The following is a 16,988-nucleotide window of genomic DNA, read 5'->3' on the forward strand; positions in this document are numbered from 1 at the left end:
CATGCAGCATCAAGCGAATTTTCAGGCCGCCCAGGCCTATCGACAGGCGGCGGTCGCGGTGCCGCCGTTGCGGGCGGTGGTCATGATGATCGATGGGGCGATTACGGCATTGCAGAAATCGGTGACGGCGTCCGAGGAGAAGAAATTCGAGGAGAGCCACGATCTGATGATCCGGGCGACTGCCATCCTGCGCGGGCTGAGCCATAACCTGAATTTCGATCGCGGAGGCGAGGTCGCGGAGGGCCTGCACACCACTTATCATACGCTGATCATGGCCTGCCTGCGGTCGTTCGGGCAGCCGAACGCGGCGCAGTGCTATGGCCGGATCATTGCGAGCCTGACCGAGCTTCGTGACGCCTGGATTGTCGTCGCCCGGAGTGCCGCGAAGCCCGCCTGATCAGATCGACACCGGCGGGCACGGTGAATTCATTGCACCTGCAGAGTTTAGGATCGTTCGATGTCTTTTTGTGGTTGAAAAGTCGGGGCAGCATTGCCTCGCGGCCCGGTCTGCCTTAGGACGCTGGCGTGCCAGTCCGAGCGAGGGCTGACATGCAACGTACGATCAGGTGCGTGCCGGGCGAGTTTCCAGAATGGACATTCCCGAGTTTGAAGACCTGTTGGGTCGGCACGGTGAAGACGTGTCAACCTGGCCAGATAACCGACGGGACGCCGCGCTCGCATTGCTGCGGACGTCGGAGCAGGCGCGTGCGGCGATGGCCGAGGCGCAATTGCTGCGCCGTGCCCTGCCATCGGGCGTCGTGCACGCGCCGGATGGCTTGGTAGACCGGATTATGCAGAAAGCTCGGCAATCCGATGTGGTTCCCGCGAAGCCGGCAACCAAGTCTGACAGCAAGTAGCTGACGCTTCCGCTGCGGTCGCTCTAATCCCGCCAGTGCCCGCGGGCAATCCCGTGTGCGACTGCCCCCCGTTTCAGCCTCCGTAAAATTCTGGCGGTTGCTCTAGCGGGCAACTTTTGCCGTGCATTGGCGTCGGTGAATCACGTCTAGAGTTGTGAAAAACACCTGCGGCACAGCGCTTTCTTGCAATGGGGCGCGATGGCTCACCGGTGGGAGCGGCCTGCAAAGAATCTTTGCCTGAATGGCCGGGACGACCCGTTTCAATAAGGAACGGACTTCACGAGCACTCTTCTCACTGACGCAATTCCGCAGCGCTACGCGCGCGGATACCGCCGGAGCACGCCATGACTGTAGCTGCAACGACGTCAACCACGACCACGACTGCCTCGACGGCGTCGTCCTCGTCGGTGACCTCGGCCATTACGTCGCAGCAATTTCTGAACCTGCTGGTGACCGAGTTGCAGAACCAGAATCCGCTCGACCCGACCAATTCGACCGACTTCATCAATCAGCTCACATCCTACGCCAACTTCGATCAGCAGCAGACGTTGAACAGCAATATGGGCACGCTGGTGTCGTCGCTCAACAGCCTGCTCACGCTGAACTCGTCGAACTATATCGGCCAGACTGTTACCGCCAAAACCGACACCGGCACGCTGAAGGATGGCCAGATCTCGTTTGGCTATTCGCTCGAGTCCGCCGCCTCCGATGTCACGCTGAGCGTCAAGGATTCATCCGGCAACACGGTGTGGACCGGCAGTGGAACCACGACCTCGGGCACCAACAGCTTCACCTGGGACGGCACGGCGACGGACGGCACCCAGCTGACCGACGGGGGCCAGTACACGCTCAACGTCTCGGCCACCGATAGCACTGGTCAGTCTGTCTACGGCTACACGACCGTCACCGGAAAGGTGACCTCGATCGACAACTCGTCCGGCACCCCGATGCTCAATATCGGGAGCACGTCTGTGAGCACCAGCAACGTCATCGGCGTCACTTCCTGAGTTTACTTTGGAGTACTGATTATGAGTCTATCCGGCGCGCTGTCTTCAGCCATCTCCGCTCTTAACGCCCAGAGCTCGGCTCTGGCGATGATTTCCGACAATATCGCAAACTCATCGACGGTCGGCTACAAGACAAACTCGGCATCGTTCGAGTCGCTGGTGACGGGTTCGTCCAGCGCATCGGCCTATTCGTCCGGCGGCGTGACGACGCTCTCGAAGTCCAATATCACGACGCAGGGCCTGCTGACGACAACGTCGACCTCCACCAACATCGCGATCCAGGGTAACGGCTTCTTTCCGGTGACGACGTCGCTGACCGGCGACTCGACGCTCTACACGCGCAACGGCGGGTTCACTACGGATTCTGACGGCTATCTCGTCAATAACGGCGCCTATCTTCTGGGTTGGCGCACCGATGCGGCCGGCAATGTTATTGGCAGCGCCAGCAGCGGAAATCTCACGGCAATCGACACGAGTGTGGCGCAGACCAGCGGTAGCGCGACAGCGACCACCACCTTCTCGGCCAATCTGCCGGCGGATGCCGCGGTCGGCGATACGTTCACTACGTCGATGTCGGTCTACGATTCGCTGGGAACATCGAGCTCGATCCAGGTGACCTGGGCTAAGACTGCGGATAATACTTGGAGCGCCAGCTTCGGCCAGCCGACGTTGTCGTCGGATTCGACGACGACAACCGCGGCAACCCCGACCAGCACCGTGTCCGTCTCGTTCAATACCGACGGTTCGCTGGCGAGCACCAATCCCAGTCCGGCAACGCTGGCGATCACTGGTTGGACCACAGGGGCGGCGGACAGCAACATTACGCTCAACCTCGGCACCGTAGGCGGCACCGATGGGCTGACGCAATATGCCTCCGGCCTATCCACGCCTGCGGTCAATATTACCCGCATCGAGTCCGATGGTCTGGCGTTCGGAAAGCTGAGCAACATCTCGGTCGGCGACAGCGGCATCGTCAACGCCACATATTCGAACGGCCAGACCATCGCGATCTACAAGATACCGGTGGCGACCTTTGCCGCTGCCGATCAGTTGGAAGCCCAGAGCAACGGGCTCTATTCGGCGACGGCAGAATCGGGAACGGCTGCTTTGCAGGAATCCGGCACCAACGGCGCCGGCACCATTTTTGGCAGTGAGCTGGAATCCAGCACCACCGATACCAACGAGCAGTTCAGCAGCATGATCTCCGCGCAGCAGGCCTATTCGGCCGCGTCGCAGGTGATCACCGCCGTCAACAAGATGTTCGATACCCTGATCTCGAGCATGAGATGACCGCGATGGTGGCCGAGGCAGACGATGACGCGCTAATGCGGCGACTTGACCGGTTGCTGGCCGCCGCGCAGCGGATCGACCGCGGCGATCGGCGCATGATCCTGGCGCTGCAGGGCGATCTCAAGACGTTGCGTACCACTTTGCAGCAGCGCCGTGACGCGTTGGCGCAGAAACTCAACATCGCTGGCGCGCGCAGCAAAGCGGCGACGGCATATTCGCGGATAGCCTCGCTCGGGCGGCACGCCACGGCAGCCGCGCCCCATCCATCGATCACGGAGTAGCCACATGATGACCCGAAGCCCGCCGCTGCAGCCCGCGAGCGCCGATGACGGATCCCGCCTCGAGGATCTGGTTGAACTGATCGAACGCCTGATCGACGTCGTGACCGAAGAGAATATCGCTCTGGCGATGGGGCTGCCGGCCTCGCAGTCGCAGCACACGGCGATCAAGCTGGAGCTTTCGGAGCTGTTCGAGGCCTGGGTCAAGGAAGTCGGGCGCAAGAACATGTTGCTTGGCACTTCCGATCGCCAGTTGCAGGGGCGGGTACTCACTCGGCTCGAACAGCTCAGCGTCGCGATGGACGAGAATGTTACCCGCCTGCGCGCCGCGATCGAGGCCAGCCAGCGCCGCATCGACGCCGTGATGGCCGCGATTCGGGAGCAGATATCCGACAGCGCGCCCTACGGCGCCAATGGTCGCATCAATGCGCAGTCGGCATCCTACGCACGCAACGTGCGGATCTGAACCAAGCCGTAATATGAGGTCGCCACCGTGTCGCTGGAGATAGCCCGCAGCATCGCCGTCAGTAGCCTGATGGCCAGTCAGGTCCAGATCAGCGTCGCCTCGTCGAATATTTCGAATGCTGACACTACCGGCTACACGGTCAAGACCGCCAATCAGGTCGCGACCACCAATGGCGGCGCCGGGACCGGCGTGTCGATCACCGGGATCACCAGCAGCGTCGACAAATTGCTGTTCAAGTCCCTGATCTCTGCAACCTCGGAACTCGGCGCAGCCAACACCAACAACGACTATCTCAACCGGCTGCAGGCACTGTATGGCAGCACGACCGGTGCAGAAGACACCGGAACTTCGATCGCGAACACGCTGGCATCGCTGGAATCCGCCATATCGTCGCTCGCCGGCACGACCAGCAGTGCCTCGCTGCAAGCCAATGTGGTGAGTACGCTTGATAGCCTCGCATCGCAATTGCGCGAGACGTCCTCGGGAATTCAGCAACTGCGCTGCACTGCCGATGCCGCGATTTCCTCCGATGTCGATCAGGTCAATGCCAGCCTGCAGGCCATCGCCAGTTTGAACGCCCAGATCAAACAGGCGGCGGCCGCTGGCCAATCGACGGGCGATCTCGAGGATCAGCGCAATGTCGCGCTGCAGACCGTCGCGTCGAAGATGAATGTCAGCTATTTCATTTCATCGACGGGGGATATGCAGGTTTATACGGCGTCAGGCCAGACGCTCGTGGACAACAGCGCGCATCTGCTTAGCTTCACGGCGGCATCATCCGTTACGGCTAATGCCAGCTACTCGGCCGGTTCGTCCAGCGGGCTCAGCGGCATTTCCGTCAACGGCGTCGATGTCACTGCGCAGATCACATCTGGCGAAATCGGCTCTTTGCTCAGCCTGCGCGATAGCGTCTTGCCCGCAGCGCAGTCGCAGCTCGACCAGCTTGCCAATACGCTGGCAGACACCCTGAATGCCGCAAGCAATCAGGGCACGTCGTTGCCGCCGCCAACGACGCTGACCGGCACCACGACGGTCACGGCGGCGACTGCGCTGGATGCGACCGGAACGGTCCGCATTGCCGTTGCCGACCAGTCGGGAAGTCTGGTGTCCTATGCCGATCTCGACCTGTCGACCTATGCGACGGTGGGCGACCTGGTCTCGGCCATCAACGGCATTTCGGGCCTCAGCTCATCGATCAATGCCAGCGGGAAGGTGGTGATCGCCAGTTCCAGCAGCAGCAACGGGGTCGCCATCAATGAGATGACGAGCGCCGTCGGCTGCAGCGGAATCGGCCTGTCCGACCATTTCGGCCTCAATGACCTCGTGACCGGAACCGGGGCATCCAACATCGCCGTGCGCAGCGACATCCTGGCCAATTCAGGTTTGTTCGCCGTCTCGATCCTCGATGCATCGGCAACGCTGACGACGGGCACCAAGGTACTCACCGCCGGCGCGACCGACGTGGTCGATGCGATCTACGCGGCACTCACGGATTCCCGTACCTTTGGCGCGTCTGGTGGGCTTGGGTCATCGACCGGTTCGTTTGCGGACTACGCGGCCACGGTCATCGCCAATGTCGCGTCGAAGGCAACGCTCGCGGCCACGACCTATACATCAAAGTCGACGGCACAATCGTCATTTGCCAATGCGCTGGCGTCGCAGTCGGGCGTCAATCTCGACGAAGAAACCGCGAAGATCAGCACATTGCAGAACCAGTATACGGCCGCGTCCCAGCTCATGCAGGTCATCAACGAGATGTTCTCGTCACTGATAACCGCCGTGCAGAGCGCGAGCTGACGGGAGCCGACTTGATGCAGATGCGCGTTGCCACCTTTGCGATTAACGACCAGATGATCGCATCCGCTTTGCGCACGCAAAGCACCATGGCCAATCAGCAGATCCAGGAGGCTTCGGGGCTGATCTCGTCGGATTTTGGCGGGTTGGGGTCATCGGCGCAGCAGGTGCTCAATCTTCAGGTCTCGGTGACCCGGGCGCAGTCCTATATCGATGCCGCCACGCAGACCAACAGCAAGGTCCTGGTGATGTACTCGGCCGTCAATTCGGTGTCTGATCTGGTGACACAGTTCCGGACCTTGCTAACGAGCGCATCGAGCGCTTCGAGCACGGATGCGGCCAGCGTGACGGAGAGCGCCAAGAACATGCTGGAGCAGATGGCGTCACTACTCAACACGCAATATAATGGCGGCTATCTGTTCGGCGGTTCTGCCACCAAAACCGCGCCGGTGGACATATCGAGTGCGACCTATGCCGCGGCATCGTCGCCGTCCACCGCAGACACGAGCTATTATCAGGGCGACAGTCAGCTCCGCGCTGTACGCGTCTCGGACAACCAGACGGTCTCTTACGGCGTCACGGCGGACAATACCGCTTTCGAGCAGATCATGCGGGCCATGAATCTGGTAGCGAGCAATTCGCCGCTTTCGACCGACACGCTCAATGAGGCGCTCGATCTGGCGGTCGATTCCATCGACAAGCTTGGTGTGGTGCAGACGCGGATATCCAACGCATCGGCCTCAATCGAGCGGGCCAGTGCCTATCAGACCGAGTATCAATCCTATGCCCAGACGCTCGGTAGCGATCTCACCAGTGTCGACGTTGCAGCGGTCACCGCGAAACTATCGACCTATCAGGCACAGCTTACGGCATCCTACGCCGCGATTGCCAAGGTTCAGAGCCTGAACCTGGCGAGCTATCTGCGCTGATTTGGACGCGAGCGCGATCCTAAATGCGTTTTTCTAAGTTATCCTATCCCAGCGCGTCGAGTTGGCTCGAATCTTCTGATGAAGACCGATACGCCGTTGGCCGATGTCGCACTGGCTTGCGGCTTTGCCGATCAAAGCCACTTCACCCGCGTCTTTTCCGCCGCGACCGGACTGCCGCCGGGGGCATGGCGCCGCGCGACTGGCAATGCAGGTTCCCCAGCGATTTTCTGAAGAACGCCCACCGATGTCGCGCAGGGTGGTGAAGTCGCGCATCAGGGTCCTTTCAGCCTCCGCGCTGGCGGTAAGGTGGATATCGCCGACTAGGCTTGTGCGCCAATCAGCGCCCGTATCAGCGTCGAAATGGCATATGGGCCAGCGTGCGACTGCAGACGCTCAGTCACAATGAATCGACAGAGCCCGATCCTCAAGAAAGCCCCCACGTTCGTTGTGCGATATGGCAAGCGCCGCAAGCACTGTCCGGTTGTTGATTTCAAGCTTCTGATAGATGTGATGGAGATGTTGCTTGATGGTGCCGTCAGCAATATTCAGCCGCCGCCCAATTTCCTTGTTTGACAACCCTTCAGAGACCAGGCGCATAATCTGACGCTCGCGCTCTGTCAGCACCGCCAGAACACTCTCCGTGATCGCGATACTCTTTTGCTCGGAAGGTATAACGTGATTGACCGCGGGAAGCGGCAATAGCCTTTGGCCAGCCGCGATCTCCCGCAAGGACTGCACCAAGGGTTCGAGCGGCATGTCCTTCAGGATGACACCGTAGGCGCCAGCAGCGGCCGATAAAGCCAGTTGGCGATCTTCAACGACAGCGGTGAAAAAGACGACCCGCGTTGAAAGCCCCTCGGAGTTGGCGATGGCAACGATTTCCAGCCCGGTCAGGCCCGGCATTTCGATGTCTATAATGGCGATGTCCGGCGTTAAATTTCGAATCGCTTCGATACAGCTCGGGCCAGTGCTGCAGCACGCGACAATCTTGAAGCCGTTTTGCGCTTCAAGCACGCTCGTCAAACCTTGCAGAACCACAGGATGGCGGTCTGCGATCACGACACTGGTGCAACGCATGGGCGGTCCTCAGCCTAGCCCCCCAAAACTTAAACTCCACGCGACCCCGGATATTCCCTTCTTAGCCTAATTTTCTGGAGGCTCAAATTCGTTACGCTACATCGCAACGCAACAAAGAAAACACGTAACAACTTTGAGTGGACGTATCTGAAATTGTCACTCAAGGATAGACGTCCCGTATGACGAAGCACGCACTCCCTCTGCGAAGTTTGCGGTGAATCCCCCGTTTACTATTATGAACGACATCCCTCAGTACCGGCCCATCGCCTATAACTAAAGGTATATAGGGAGATCGAGAATTCGCATCTAACATTCATAAAATCGTCGCAAACGAGAAGGGAGGCGTCTTCAATTCGACGACGAAATGCTTCTAAAAAGACAGAGTTTCTTGCCGACTGAAAATATTCCAATGCCAAAATTTCTGCCGAAGAAGCGGGGCTTAACCGCCGACAGATCACCAAGAATGAGCTGAATTTCAATCGCTCAGTTTTTTTTAAATCAGTTGCGTATGGTTGGGAGGGTCGCGATGCGGAGGCAACAATCTTTTTTTACAATTCTCGTTGGGAAAAATACTTTACTCAGAGAAGGTCTTGCCAGGATTTTACGCTCAGCAAATTTTCGTATCCTAGCCTCAGTATCAAGCGTGGATGATTTGCTCCCGGGTCAACCGCAAGCACACCAGCCTCTGCTTCTTATTGCTCACACCGGCGATGATTTTGACGCCGCGATTGAACAAATCGAACTTTTCAGGGACTACCATCCGGGCGGGCGCATTGCGATCGTGGCCGATCATTATCGAATGGACGAACTGGCTTCTGCGTTTCGGGCAGGTGCCAACGGCTACTTTGTCAACGTTATGACCTGCGATGTATTCATAAAGTCCATCGAACTGATAATGATGGGTGAAACGATCTTTCCTCCGGCATTTCTATCATCTGTTCTTGCTCCCGAAGGCAGTCACCCAGGCGAGACGGGGTCGCGCGACCAAAACAAGACGCAGGCGATTCTTATCGCTACAGAAGATATGACCACGCCGCAGCTTTCTCCGCGGGAAAAATCAATTTTGCACTGCCTGATTGAAGGCGCCTCCAACAAAAGCATCGCGCGGACGATCCATATCGCCGAAGCAACTGTAAAAGTCCACGTCAAGGCGATCCTTCGCAAGCTCCGTGTCCAGAATCGGACACAGGCAGCGATTTGGGGGATGAACAACGGATCACTGGCAGAACCGGCAAACAGCAACTCTCCGCCTTTAGCTGGCGATTCGAACGGTCGGCTTTCAAATCCCGTTGCGATGATCTCCGAGATCAAGAAAAACGAGACGCCAGTGCCACTGGGTGTGATCAACCACGAGCCAAATCATATTGAGGTCTCGCGCATCGACGGTCTGATCCGTAAGGGCATCAACGGAAAGGTCTGCGGCGCGGCACGAATCGGCAAATAGTCAGCGATTGTTGGCGTAGGCGAGCAAGTCGCGCCGACCGGTGGTTGTCGGAGCGTGGCGCTCGCGCCGGTGAACGATCGAACATGGATGCGTGAGGCGCTGACGATCGCGCGTGTTCTTGCGACGCGCTTCAATAAATCATTCCACCGATCTTGGGCAACGGTTAGTGCGATGTCGCTCGCGCGCGTGAGGGATGCCGGCGTCAGTTCCTAACAGGATTTCTGAAAAGCCGGCTCGTTGCGCTGTCGTCGTCATTCCAAGCGCGGCGATGTCAATCGGGCCTCGCGATATCGCGCGCCAGCGATGCAGCCGAAGTCCGGTTTGGTCTGTCACGTCCCATCATGCACCACTGCGAGCTGTAGCTTTGCCGCTGCAATACAGTGCTCGCGTGCAATCCAACTATCATTCCGACATCTCATGCAAACGCACGAAGACGCGAGGATAGTCAGCGTCTAGTTTTCTCGTCAATGGCATTCCGGTTTGGCCATCAGCAGTAGGCCGGGCTGTCGCGTTGATATGATGAACGATTGCGCGCTTCAGTAACACAGGAGGATAATATGAAGGCTGTCATTCAATGCGGCGGAAAGGGAATGCGCTTGCGTCCGCATACATCCATCTTGCCGAAACCGCTTATGCCGATCGGATCGCGGCCCGTCCTCGAGCTCCTGCTCAAATGGCTCAGGCGAAATGGCATCAGAGAAGTCTTCATCACGACTGGATATCTGGGCCACCTTATTCGCAGTGTTTGCGGCGACGGCAATCAGTGGAACATGCAGATCGTTTACACGCAAGAAGTGGAACCGCTTGGAACGATGGGCCCGCTGTCGCTTTTGCGAGAACAACTCGACACGCCATTTCTGGTCCTCAACGGCGATGTGCTCACGGACCTGAATCTCAGTCAGTTCGTGAGCTGTCATCGCCGACACCAAGGTCCCCTCACCATCGCCACCGCCACACGTCCTACCAAGATGGACTTTGGCGTGATCGACGAGACGGGCGGTTGCGTCACCGGATTCCGCGAGAAGCCCGAACTGTCGCATCTGGTGAGTATGGGCATCTACTGCATGGATCCCTCGGTGCTGGACCGCATTCCGTCAGGTGTTCCATTCGGCTTCGACGATCTGATGGCCCAGATGCTGGAAGAGGAAATACCCGTGAACGTATTCAAGCACAACGGCATGTGGCTCGATATCGGGCGGGTGGACGACTTCCTCAAGGCTCAGGATATTGCATGGGACGAGCAGTCGCCCCCGGCATTCGTGGCAACCGTCGCGGCCTGACGAAGACGCTGCATGTCACGGCTGCTGCTCGTGCAATCTCAAACGTATCGCCGAATCCGGGATTGGAGATGAACACATGCTATTGGTATCAGAGCCAGTCCTGGGTCCGGACGAGCAAACAGCCCTAGCCTCTGTCATCGAGAGCGGCTGGGTTACGATGGGAGACCGGGTCCGGGAATTCGAACAAGCGTTCGCTCATCTTCATGAGGCCGAGGATTCGATCGCCGTCGGCTCGTGCACGGCAGCCCTCCACCTTATCCTGCACGCGCTCGGCATTGGGCCGGGCGACGAAGTTCTCGTTCCATCGCTGACCTTCGTCGCCACGGCCAATAGCGTTCTCTATGTGGGAGCGCGCCCCGTCTTCGTCGATATCGACTCGGCCGAGATTCCGTTGATGTCGCTGGATGATGCTGAAGCCAAATGCACATCGAGAACAAAAGCGATTATTCTCGTCCATTTTGCCGGTTACCTCGCGCATCGCGACACTTGGCAGGCTTTCGCTCGTCGCAAGGGCCTGCTCCTGATCGAGGATGCAGCTCACGCGCCCGGACTGCCCGCAGTGGGGACCTATGGCGAGGCGGCAGCATTCAGCTTTTACGGCAACAAGAACATGACGACCGCCGAGGGCGGCGCCATTATCGCCCGCAGCCGCGCTTTGAGGGAAACCATCAAGCGAGCACGGTCTCATGGCATGACAAGCAGCACGCGACAGCGCCTCACCAGTCGTCGTCCCGATTACGATGTTACGATCCTCGGATTCAACTATCGTATGGACGATTTGCGCGCTGCCGTTGGCCTTGCCCAACTCAAGAAACTTCCGGAATGGAATGACACCAGGCGACGCCTGTCACTGTGCTATCGTCAGTTGATGGCGGAGCATTGCCCAGCGGTGATGATACCCTTCGCGAATCCTTGGCCATCGGCGCACCATCTGATGCCGGTCGTCCTGCCGACGGCAACCGATCGGCAGCCTGTGATCGATCGGCTACGCAAGCGCGGCATACAGACTACGATTCACTATCCCGCCGTCCACCACCTGACATTCTACAGAGAACTCTATCCCGATACATTCTTGCCGCGCACCGAGGAGTTTGCCCAACGGGAGCTCACGCTGCCGCTGCACCCCCGGATGAACCCGGCCGACGTGGAACAGGTAGTGAATTCTCTTGCCGCCGCACTTGGCACGGAGTTTCCATTAGGGGCAATCGCGTAGCCATGCGCGGGGCAGCGAACCAGCTCCTGGCGTCAACTCCTGTTACGCAGGTGGGCTTGCGGCGCGCCCTTGATATTCTGTTTGCCGGTGCTGCGACAGCCACTCTCGCTCCTCTCTTCCTGATCGTAGCACTTGCTATCTGGATCGAAGGCGGAAGGCCGATTCTGTTCTCGCAACTTCGTCTCGGGCAAAATGGACGACCATTCCGCATGTACAAATTTCGCAAGTTCAGGCCGGATTGCGACCGGCATGGATGTCCGCTCACAATGGAGGGAGACGGCCGCCTGACTAGGATTGGCCGCATCCTCGCCGCGAGCAAGCTGGACGAGTTACCGCAACTCTGGAACGTTTTGCGCGGCGACATGGCGCTCGTGGGACCGCGGCCTGAATCGCTCGCATTCTTCGACTGCTTTCACGGTGGCTTCGAGAAGCTTCTCGACCACAAGCCCGGTCTTGTTGGTCCGTGCCAGGTCATGTTTCGACATGAAAGCAAGCTCTATCCCGCTGACGTTGCGGCTGTGGATTTCTATCGACAAGTTCTGTTCCCGACCAAGGCGAAAATCGATCTCGCTTATTTCCCGCGCCGAACACTGGCTTCTGATCTCGGCTGGATTGTTCGTGCGGCCTGGGCAATCGCGGTGGGATCGTGGACCGAATACACGCGGAAGAATCAATCGAGAGAATCTAAACAACAAACCGGACATTGACGGCCATGAATTACCTTGGTGCCAGAATTCTCGTCACGGGAGCCGACGGTTTCATTGGCTCGCACCTGACCGAAGCGCTTGTTTCGGCAGGGGCCAACGTTACAGCTCTTGCCCAGTACAATTCCTTCGATAGCCATGGTTGGCTGGACGACCTCCCGGATTCGACCCGAAAGAAAGTCAACCTGGTTCGCGGCGACATCCGCGATGCGGCTTTCGTCGGTCGTCTCGTACCCGGCCACGAAATCGTCTTTCATCTCGCCGCACTGATCGCGATCCCCTATTCCTACGTCGCTGCGCAATCGTATGTCGAAACAAACGTGCTCGGCACCTTGAATGTGCTCGAGGCCGCGCGGCAGTGCGGCACCGAGCGGGTCATTCACACGTCGACCAGCGAAGTCTACGGCACAGCCATAACAATGCCGATCGATGAAACTCATCCGCTGCAAGGACAATCGCCGTATTCGGCTTCCAAAATAGCTGCGGACATGATGGCAGGGGCTTTTGCGAAGTCGTTCGGCGTACCAGTCGTCATCCTCAGGCCATTCAATACGTTTGGGCCACGACAGAGCGAAAGAGCGATCATCGCTGCCATCATACGGCAGGCGTTAGATCCTTCCTGCCCCGCGATCATGATCGGGGATGCAACAACCGTACGTGACCTTACATTCGTTGCAGATACGGCAGCCGCGTTCATGGCTGCCGGACTGGCCGAGGGCATCGAATACGGCCAGCCATATAACGCAGGTAGTCAGCGGGCGATCATGATCCGCGACCTGATTGATGTCATCGTCGACCTTACTTCCAGCGACAAGCCTGTGCTTCAGGATGAGAAGCGTCTGCGACCGACAAATTCGGAAGTGCGAGCGTTGCTCGCTGATTGCACCCGCTTCGTCCATGCAACGGGATGGTCACCGCAGGTCACGCTGCGGGAAGGGTTGGAGCGGACAGTTGACTGGTGGCGTCATCGCCTTTCGGGAAAGCAAGTCCGGCGGCAAAAGGATTTCATCACATGATGGCCCGGCTAAGTTATGCCCGAGCTCTCCTGTGCTGTGGCGCCCTTGTCTTGCTCGCTTCCTCAAGACCCGCCTCAACCGAATCGCTCGCAAACGCCCAGTTCCTCCCGGCGCCCGCCATGGATTTGCCTGGCTATCTCGCGCCAGTCGTCGATGCGTCCCTCGGTACGACCTTGGTTCGTGTGACCACGCCTGAAAGTCCGATGGGAAACGGCATGGTTTGCAAGCGTTCCTATTGCACCCATCGCTATTCGAGTGCGCAGGCGTGGAACGCCGACCAGAGCCTGCTTTTGATTGTCAACGGATGCAATGGCCTGTGCTTTCTTGATGGGCACACCTATGCTCCACTGTTCCGGCGACAGCGCGGGGGTGAATGCGAATGGCATCCGCAAGATCCAGAGCTCATGATTTGTGTCGCCGGGCGTCGCATTTCGCGATGGGCGCCGCGAAGCAACGCCGAAGATGTAATTCTTGAGACGGAAGTATATCGGGAGCTTCAATTCGGCCCTTACAAGGGAAATCCCTCATGGGACGGTAACCGTATCGTGGTGCGCGCCATCGGCCGGCAGGGCACGCTTGTCGCATTTGCGATGGATCTTTCGGATCGCCGGAAATTTCCTGATATTGAGCTGGCGCGAATTCCCGGCAAAAACAGCTATTGCGGAATCTCGCCGCTGGGCAAGTACATATTCTGCCAGCAGTCTCTCATTGACTTCACAGATCAAGCATTTGTCTTCAGCATTGAGGGTGATCTCCTGCAGAGCTGGACAGAGCATCACCGGCCCGGCCACGGCGACATGACCGTCGATGCCGGCGGTGATGAAGTTTATGTCGGCATCAGTAAGTCGGCGCCCGACAAGTATCAGGTCATCAAACGGAGACTCCAAGACGGACAGGTCACGGCGCTCGCTCCCTATGGAGAAGCTCAGCATGCATCGATGCGAGCGATACGCCGTCCCGGCTGGGTCTTCATGAGTTATGCCGGCGCCGCGCTCGCTCCCGCCGGCGGCAAGAAAGTGGCACCGTTCGCTCAGGAAGTTATCGCACTTAAAATCGATGGCAGTGGCGAGTTTCGACGTATCGCGCATACGCGCAATGCTCCGTATGACTATTGGAGCGAAACGCATGGCTCACCTTCTCCTGATGGATCGCAAGTCATCTGGTCGAGCAACTGGGGGCAACGAGGCGGGCCGGTATTTGATTTTGTTTCCCGCATCGACTGGGCTGATCGAGACAGCGGAAACGACTTAGCGCAAGGAGATCGTCATGAAGGGCAACAGGCGCAGTAAGACTTTCAGCTATGTCCCCATCAGCGTCTGGGCAGGGATCATTGTCTTGGCAGGCAGCGACGGTTGCCTTGGAGCTCAATACAGCCTCGCGCCTGGTGATACTGTCGAGGTATCGGTCGGTGGAGCGCCTGAACAGCGCAATAGAGCTCAGATCCAGATTGACGGCACCATTGCTCTTCCCGGGGTCGGTACGGTGCCGGTTGCAGGTCTGACCCCGTCGGAACTTCAGACTCGCATGGAGACGCTGCTGCAGTCCAGGATTCTGCGTCAGCGCTCACCGGATGGGCGAGAGCAGGCGCTCGTCATCAAGCCTGGGGACGTGATCGCGAGCGTCGTGGAATATCGACCGATCTACGTCACAGGCGACGTTCTTACGCCCGGACAGCTGGTGTATCGCGCGTCCATGACTGTACGCCAAGCCGTTGCAGTCGCCGGTGGCTTTAGCCTGTTGCGTTCTCGCGGTCAGGTCGGTGCTATCGATCCGGCGGATCTGTTGCGCGATTACCAATCTTTGTCGACCGAGTACATCAAAGAGTATATCCACGTGATCCGCACCAATGCGGAACTCCAGGGCAATGACAGCTTCGATCAGAAGATACCCAGCGAAGTATCTTTGCCGGTCTCCGTCATCGAGTCGATCATGCAATCCGAGTCGGCGTCGCTAAAGACCGCGCAAATCGACTATCGTAAGGAACGAAGCTTTCTGGAGGATGCAGTCAAACAATCGGAGGCTCAGCTCGTAACCCTCAGGAAGCAGCAGGACGGTGAGGAAAAGGGTGTTCAGGCCGATGAGGATGAGCTGGATCGGGTAGCCAAGTTGTTTGGCGCAGGATCATTGCCAAGCCCCCGTGTTACGGAAAGCCGACGCGCTCTTCTGTTGTCGTCGACAAGGCGTCTTCAGACGATGGTCGAAGTCATGCGGCTGCAACGTCAGCGCGACGACTTCGTGCGCCAGATCGAGCGGGTCGCCAATCTGCGAACCATCAATCTGTTGCGCGAGTTGAAGGATTCAACCGTTCGCATGGCGGACTTGCGGGTTAAATTGCAGGCGTTGAGTCAAAAATTGCAGCCTGTCGGCGGTGCGGGAGCACTACCTGTCGGAACCAGCGATCTCCGAGCAGAGGTAACGATCGCACGAAAGGTCGGCCAGCAGTGGAACAGGATCGTCGCATCAGTTGATTTCGATGTAGAGCCGGGAGATGTGGTCGAAGTTGCGCTGCGCCCTTCGGGAGTAGCCAGCGCATCTAACTGAGCCATTGGCACAAGCGGGGGTACCCACAAAGGATACCGCGCTTACGACCTCTGGCCGGACGCCTGCACAAAACTGCGCGCTGAGGCGCGCATCGCTTTTCCAGCCGACATTTCCTCCATGTCATTCAGACCGCTAGAGGCCCCACGAATAGTAGACTGCCTCAGCCAAATGTGCAGTCGGATTACCCCAACTTGAACATTTACATGGCTCATCGAAATTGGAATGCTTTCCCTCCGATCAATCCTTGTCATTCGATTGAAGTAGTAGGCGAAGGGAATGACGACATGTTGAATTTGAACCAGAGTGCCACATTGCCCGGCGCAATTGCATCGCTTCATCCCTGCAGGGAATCCATCTTCAACATTTCGAATCGTGCTCCCGCTATCCGGCCAGACGCTGACCCAGGCAAGAAGCCCGACCTTGGCGAGCAACGTGACGTCCTACACGCGGTTTTGGCGCGTATTGGCTGCGGGCAAGTTCTGCTCAAGCGTGGCTGTGTGCTTGACGTGAGTGCAATCGGACGTGCGATATTGGAACGCGAATGCAACCTCACCACCAGCCCTGAAACGCTCTACAGCGCCGTCAAGCAGCTGGTGAACCGCGCGGGAGCCCAAATTCCCGTTGGCTCGACATCATGGCTCGCGACTTCCTTCAAGGAGGGCGTCACCAGCCTTGTAAGCCAGATGGTCAATGTTTGGACGGATGAAACCAGCACCATCATTCTGCTCGATCTCGACGCTCATCCGGAGCCGACGCCCCAAGCGCTCCGGTGTTTGTTCGGCTTCACAGCCGCGGAAACCCAGCTTGCAGTCGAATTGGCGCGCGGCCATAATTTGCTTGATATTGCTCGCGCCCGACGGCTGAGCCGGACGACGATCCGCTCACACCTGGCCTCCCTGTTCGTAAAGACACAGACACGGCGGCAGGCGGAGCTGGTTGCATTACTCGGGCGTGTCGCCGTCCTGCCTTCTCCCGGTAATTGAGTCTGACGATAGGCACCCAGGCGAGCCGCCTTGTTCATCCGGGCACAAACACAGCGGCAAGTGAAACGGGTCGCCGACAGGCCTGCTTTGCTCCGACGTTTGAACTGAT

At 58.4% G+C, this 16,988-nt stretch carries 18 protein-coding genes; 17 read left to right on the forward strand and 1 reads right to left on the reverse strand.

What is annotated here, in order from left to right:
- The first annotated feature begins 1 nt into the window (after position 1).
- The 9 genes from HP556_RS29360 (at position 2) to HP556_RS29400 (ending at position 6,852) form a co-directional block, all read left to right on the forward strand.
- Positions 2-397, forward strand: coding sequence for a flagellar export chaperone FliS (locus HP556_RS29360; protein ID WP_120287833.1), 396 nt, complete (start codon positions 2-4; stop codon positions 395-397).
- 193 nt (positions 398-590) lie between these two features.
- Positions 591-857, forward strand: a complete 267-nt coding sequence (locus tag HP556_RS29365; RefSeq protein ID WP_120287834.1) for a hypothetical protein — start codon at positions 591-593, stop codon at positions 855-857.
- 344 nt (positions 858-1,201) lie between these two features.
- Complete coding sequence (locus tag HP556_RS29370) at positions 1,202-1,864, forward strand: flagellar hook assembly protein FlgD (protein WP_093757242.1); 663 nt, start codon at positions 1,202-1,204, stop codon at positions 1,862-1,864.
- A gap of 21 nt (positions 1,865-1,885) precedes the next feature.
- On the forward strand, positions 1,886-3,154 hold the full coding sequence (gene flgE, locus HP556_RS29375; RefSeq protein WP_120287835.1) for a flagellar hook protein FlgE: 1,269 nt from the start codon (positions 1,886-1,888) through the stop codon (positions 3,152-3,154).
- Positions 3,151-3,435 carry a hypothetical protein gene (locus tag HP556_RS29380; RefSeq protein WP_175369507.1) on the forward strand — a complete coding sequence of 95 codons (285 nt, stop codon included), beginning with the start codon at positions 3,151-3,153 and terminating at the stop codon, positions 3,433-3,435. The genes flgE and HP556_RS29380 overlap by 4 nt, the downstream gene beginning before the upstream one ends.
- Before the next feature lie 4 nt (positions 3,436-3,439).
- Positions 3,440-3,898, forward strand: coding sequence for a flagellar protein FlgN (locus tag HP556_RS29385; protein WP_175369508.1), 459 nt, complete (start codon positions 3,440-3,442; stop codon positions 3,896-3,898).
- A 27-nt stretch (positions 3,899-3,925) separates the two neighbouring features.
- Positions 3,926-5,695 (forward strand): flagellar hook-associated protein FlgK, encoded by a 1,770-nt coding sequence (flgK, locus tag HP556_RS29390; protein WP_175369509.1) that lies wholly within the window; start codon positions 3,926-3,928, stop codon positions 5,693-5,695.
- Between the two features lie 14 nt (positions 5,696-5,709).
- Positions 5,710-6,621: a flagellin gene (locus tag HP556_RS29395; protein WP_175369510.1), complete on the forward strand. Its 912-nt coding sequence runs from the start codon at positions 5,710-5,712 to the stop codon at positions 6,619-6,621.
- A 78-nt stretch (positions 6,622-6,699) separates the two neighbouring features.
- Positions 6,700-6,852, forward strand: coding sequence for a helix-turn-helix domain-containing protein (locus HP556_RS29400; RefSeq protein ID WP_120287839.1), 153 nt, complete (start codon positions 6,700-6,702; stop codon positions 6,850-6,852).
- 162 nt (positions 6,853-7,014) lie between these two features.
- Here the strand turns inward: HP556_RS29400 and HP556_RS29405 are convergent, their stop codons facing one another.
- Positions 7,015-7,698 (reverse strand): LuxR C-terminal-related transcriptional regulator, encoded by a 684-nt coding sequence (locus HP556_RS29405; protein WP_120287840.1) that lies wholly within the window; start codon positions 7,696-7,698, stop codon positions 7,015-7,017.
- Between the two features lie 643 nt (positions 7,699-8,341).
- Between HP556_RS29405 and HP556_RS29410 the strand changes: the two genes are divergently transcribed.
- The 8 genes from HP556_RS29410 to HP556_RS29445 all read left to right on the forward strand — a co-directional run bounded on the left by HP556_RS29410 (position 8,342) and on the right by HP556_RS29445 (position 16,879).
- Positions 8,342-9,142, forward strand: coding sequence for a LuxR C-terminal-related transcriptional regulator (locus tag HP556_RS29410; RefSeq protein ID WP_338117632.1), 801 nt, complete (start codon positions 8,342-8,344; stop codon positions 9,140-9,142).
- 557 nt (positions 9,143-9,699) lie between these two features.
- Positions 9,700-10,422, forward strand: a complete 723-nt coding sequence (locus HP556_RS29415; protein ID WP_089266608.1) for a sugar phosphate nucleotidyltransferase — start codon at positions 9,700-9,702, stop codon at positions 10,420-10,422.
- A gap of 76 nt (positions 10,423-10,498) precedes the next feature.
- Positions 10,499-11,635, forward strand: coding sequence for a DegT/DnrJ/EryC1/StrS family aminotransferase (locus HP556_RS29420; protein WP_175369512.1), 1,137 nt, complete (start codon positions 10,499-10,501; stop codon positions 11,633-11,635).
- A gap of 2 nt (positions 11,636-11,637) precedes the next feature.
- On the forward strand, positions 11,638-12,342 hold the full coding sequence (locus HP556_RS29425; protein ID WP_175369513.1) for a sugar transferase: 705 nt from the start codon (positions 11,638-11,640) through the stop codon (positions 12,340-12,342).
- Between the two features lie 5 nt (positions 12,343-12,347).
- A complete protein-coding gene (locus HP556_RS29430; protein WP_175369514.1) occupies positions 12,348-13,355 on the forward strand; it encodes an SDR family NAD(P)-dependent oxidoreductase in 1,008 nt (335 codons plus the stop codon).
- The gene (locus HP556_RS29435; protein ID WP_246297954.1) at positions 13,355-14,644 is read left to right on the forward strand and encodes a hypothetical protein; all 1,290 of its coding nucleotides are present in this window, start codon (positions 13,355-13,357) and stop codon (positions 14,642-14,644) included. Before HP556_RS29430 ends, HP556_RS29435 begins: the two co-directional genes overlap by 1 nt.
- Complete coding sequence (locus tag HP556_RS29440) at positions 14,622-15,896, forward strand: polysaccharide biosynthesis/export family protein (protein ID WP_175369515.1); 1,275 nt, start codon at positions 14,622-14,624, stop codon at positions 15,894-15,896. The genes HP556_RS29435 and HP556_RS29440 overlap by 23 nt, the downstream gene beginning before the upstream one ends.
- Positions 15,897-16,099: 203 nt before the next feature.
- A complete protein-coding gene (locus tag HP556_RS29445; protein ID WP_175369516.1) occupies positions 16,100-16,879 on the forward strand; it encodes a helix-turn-helix transcriptional regulator in 780 nt (259 codons plus the stop codon).
- Positions 16,880-16,988 lie beyond the last annotated feature (109 nt).

Origin of the sequence: Tardiphaga robiniae, assembly GCF_013359755.1 — a bacterium.
Lineage (GTDB): Bacteria > Pseudomonadota > Alphaproteobacteria > Rhizobiales > Xanthobacteraceae > Tardiphaga > Tardiphaga robiniae.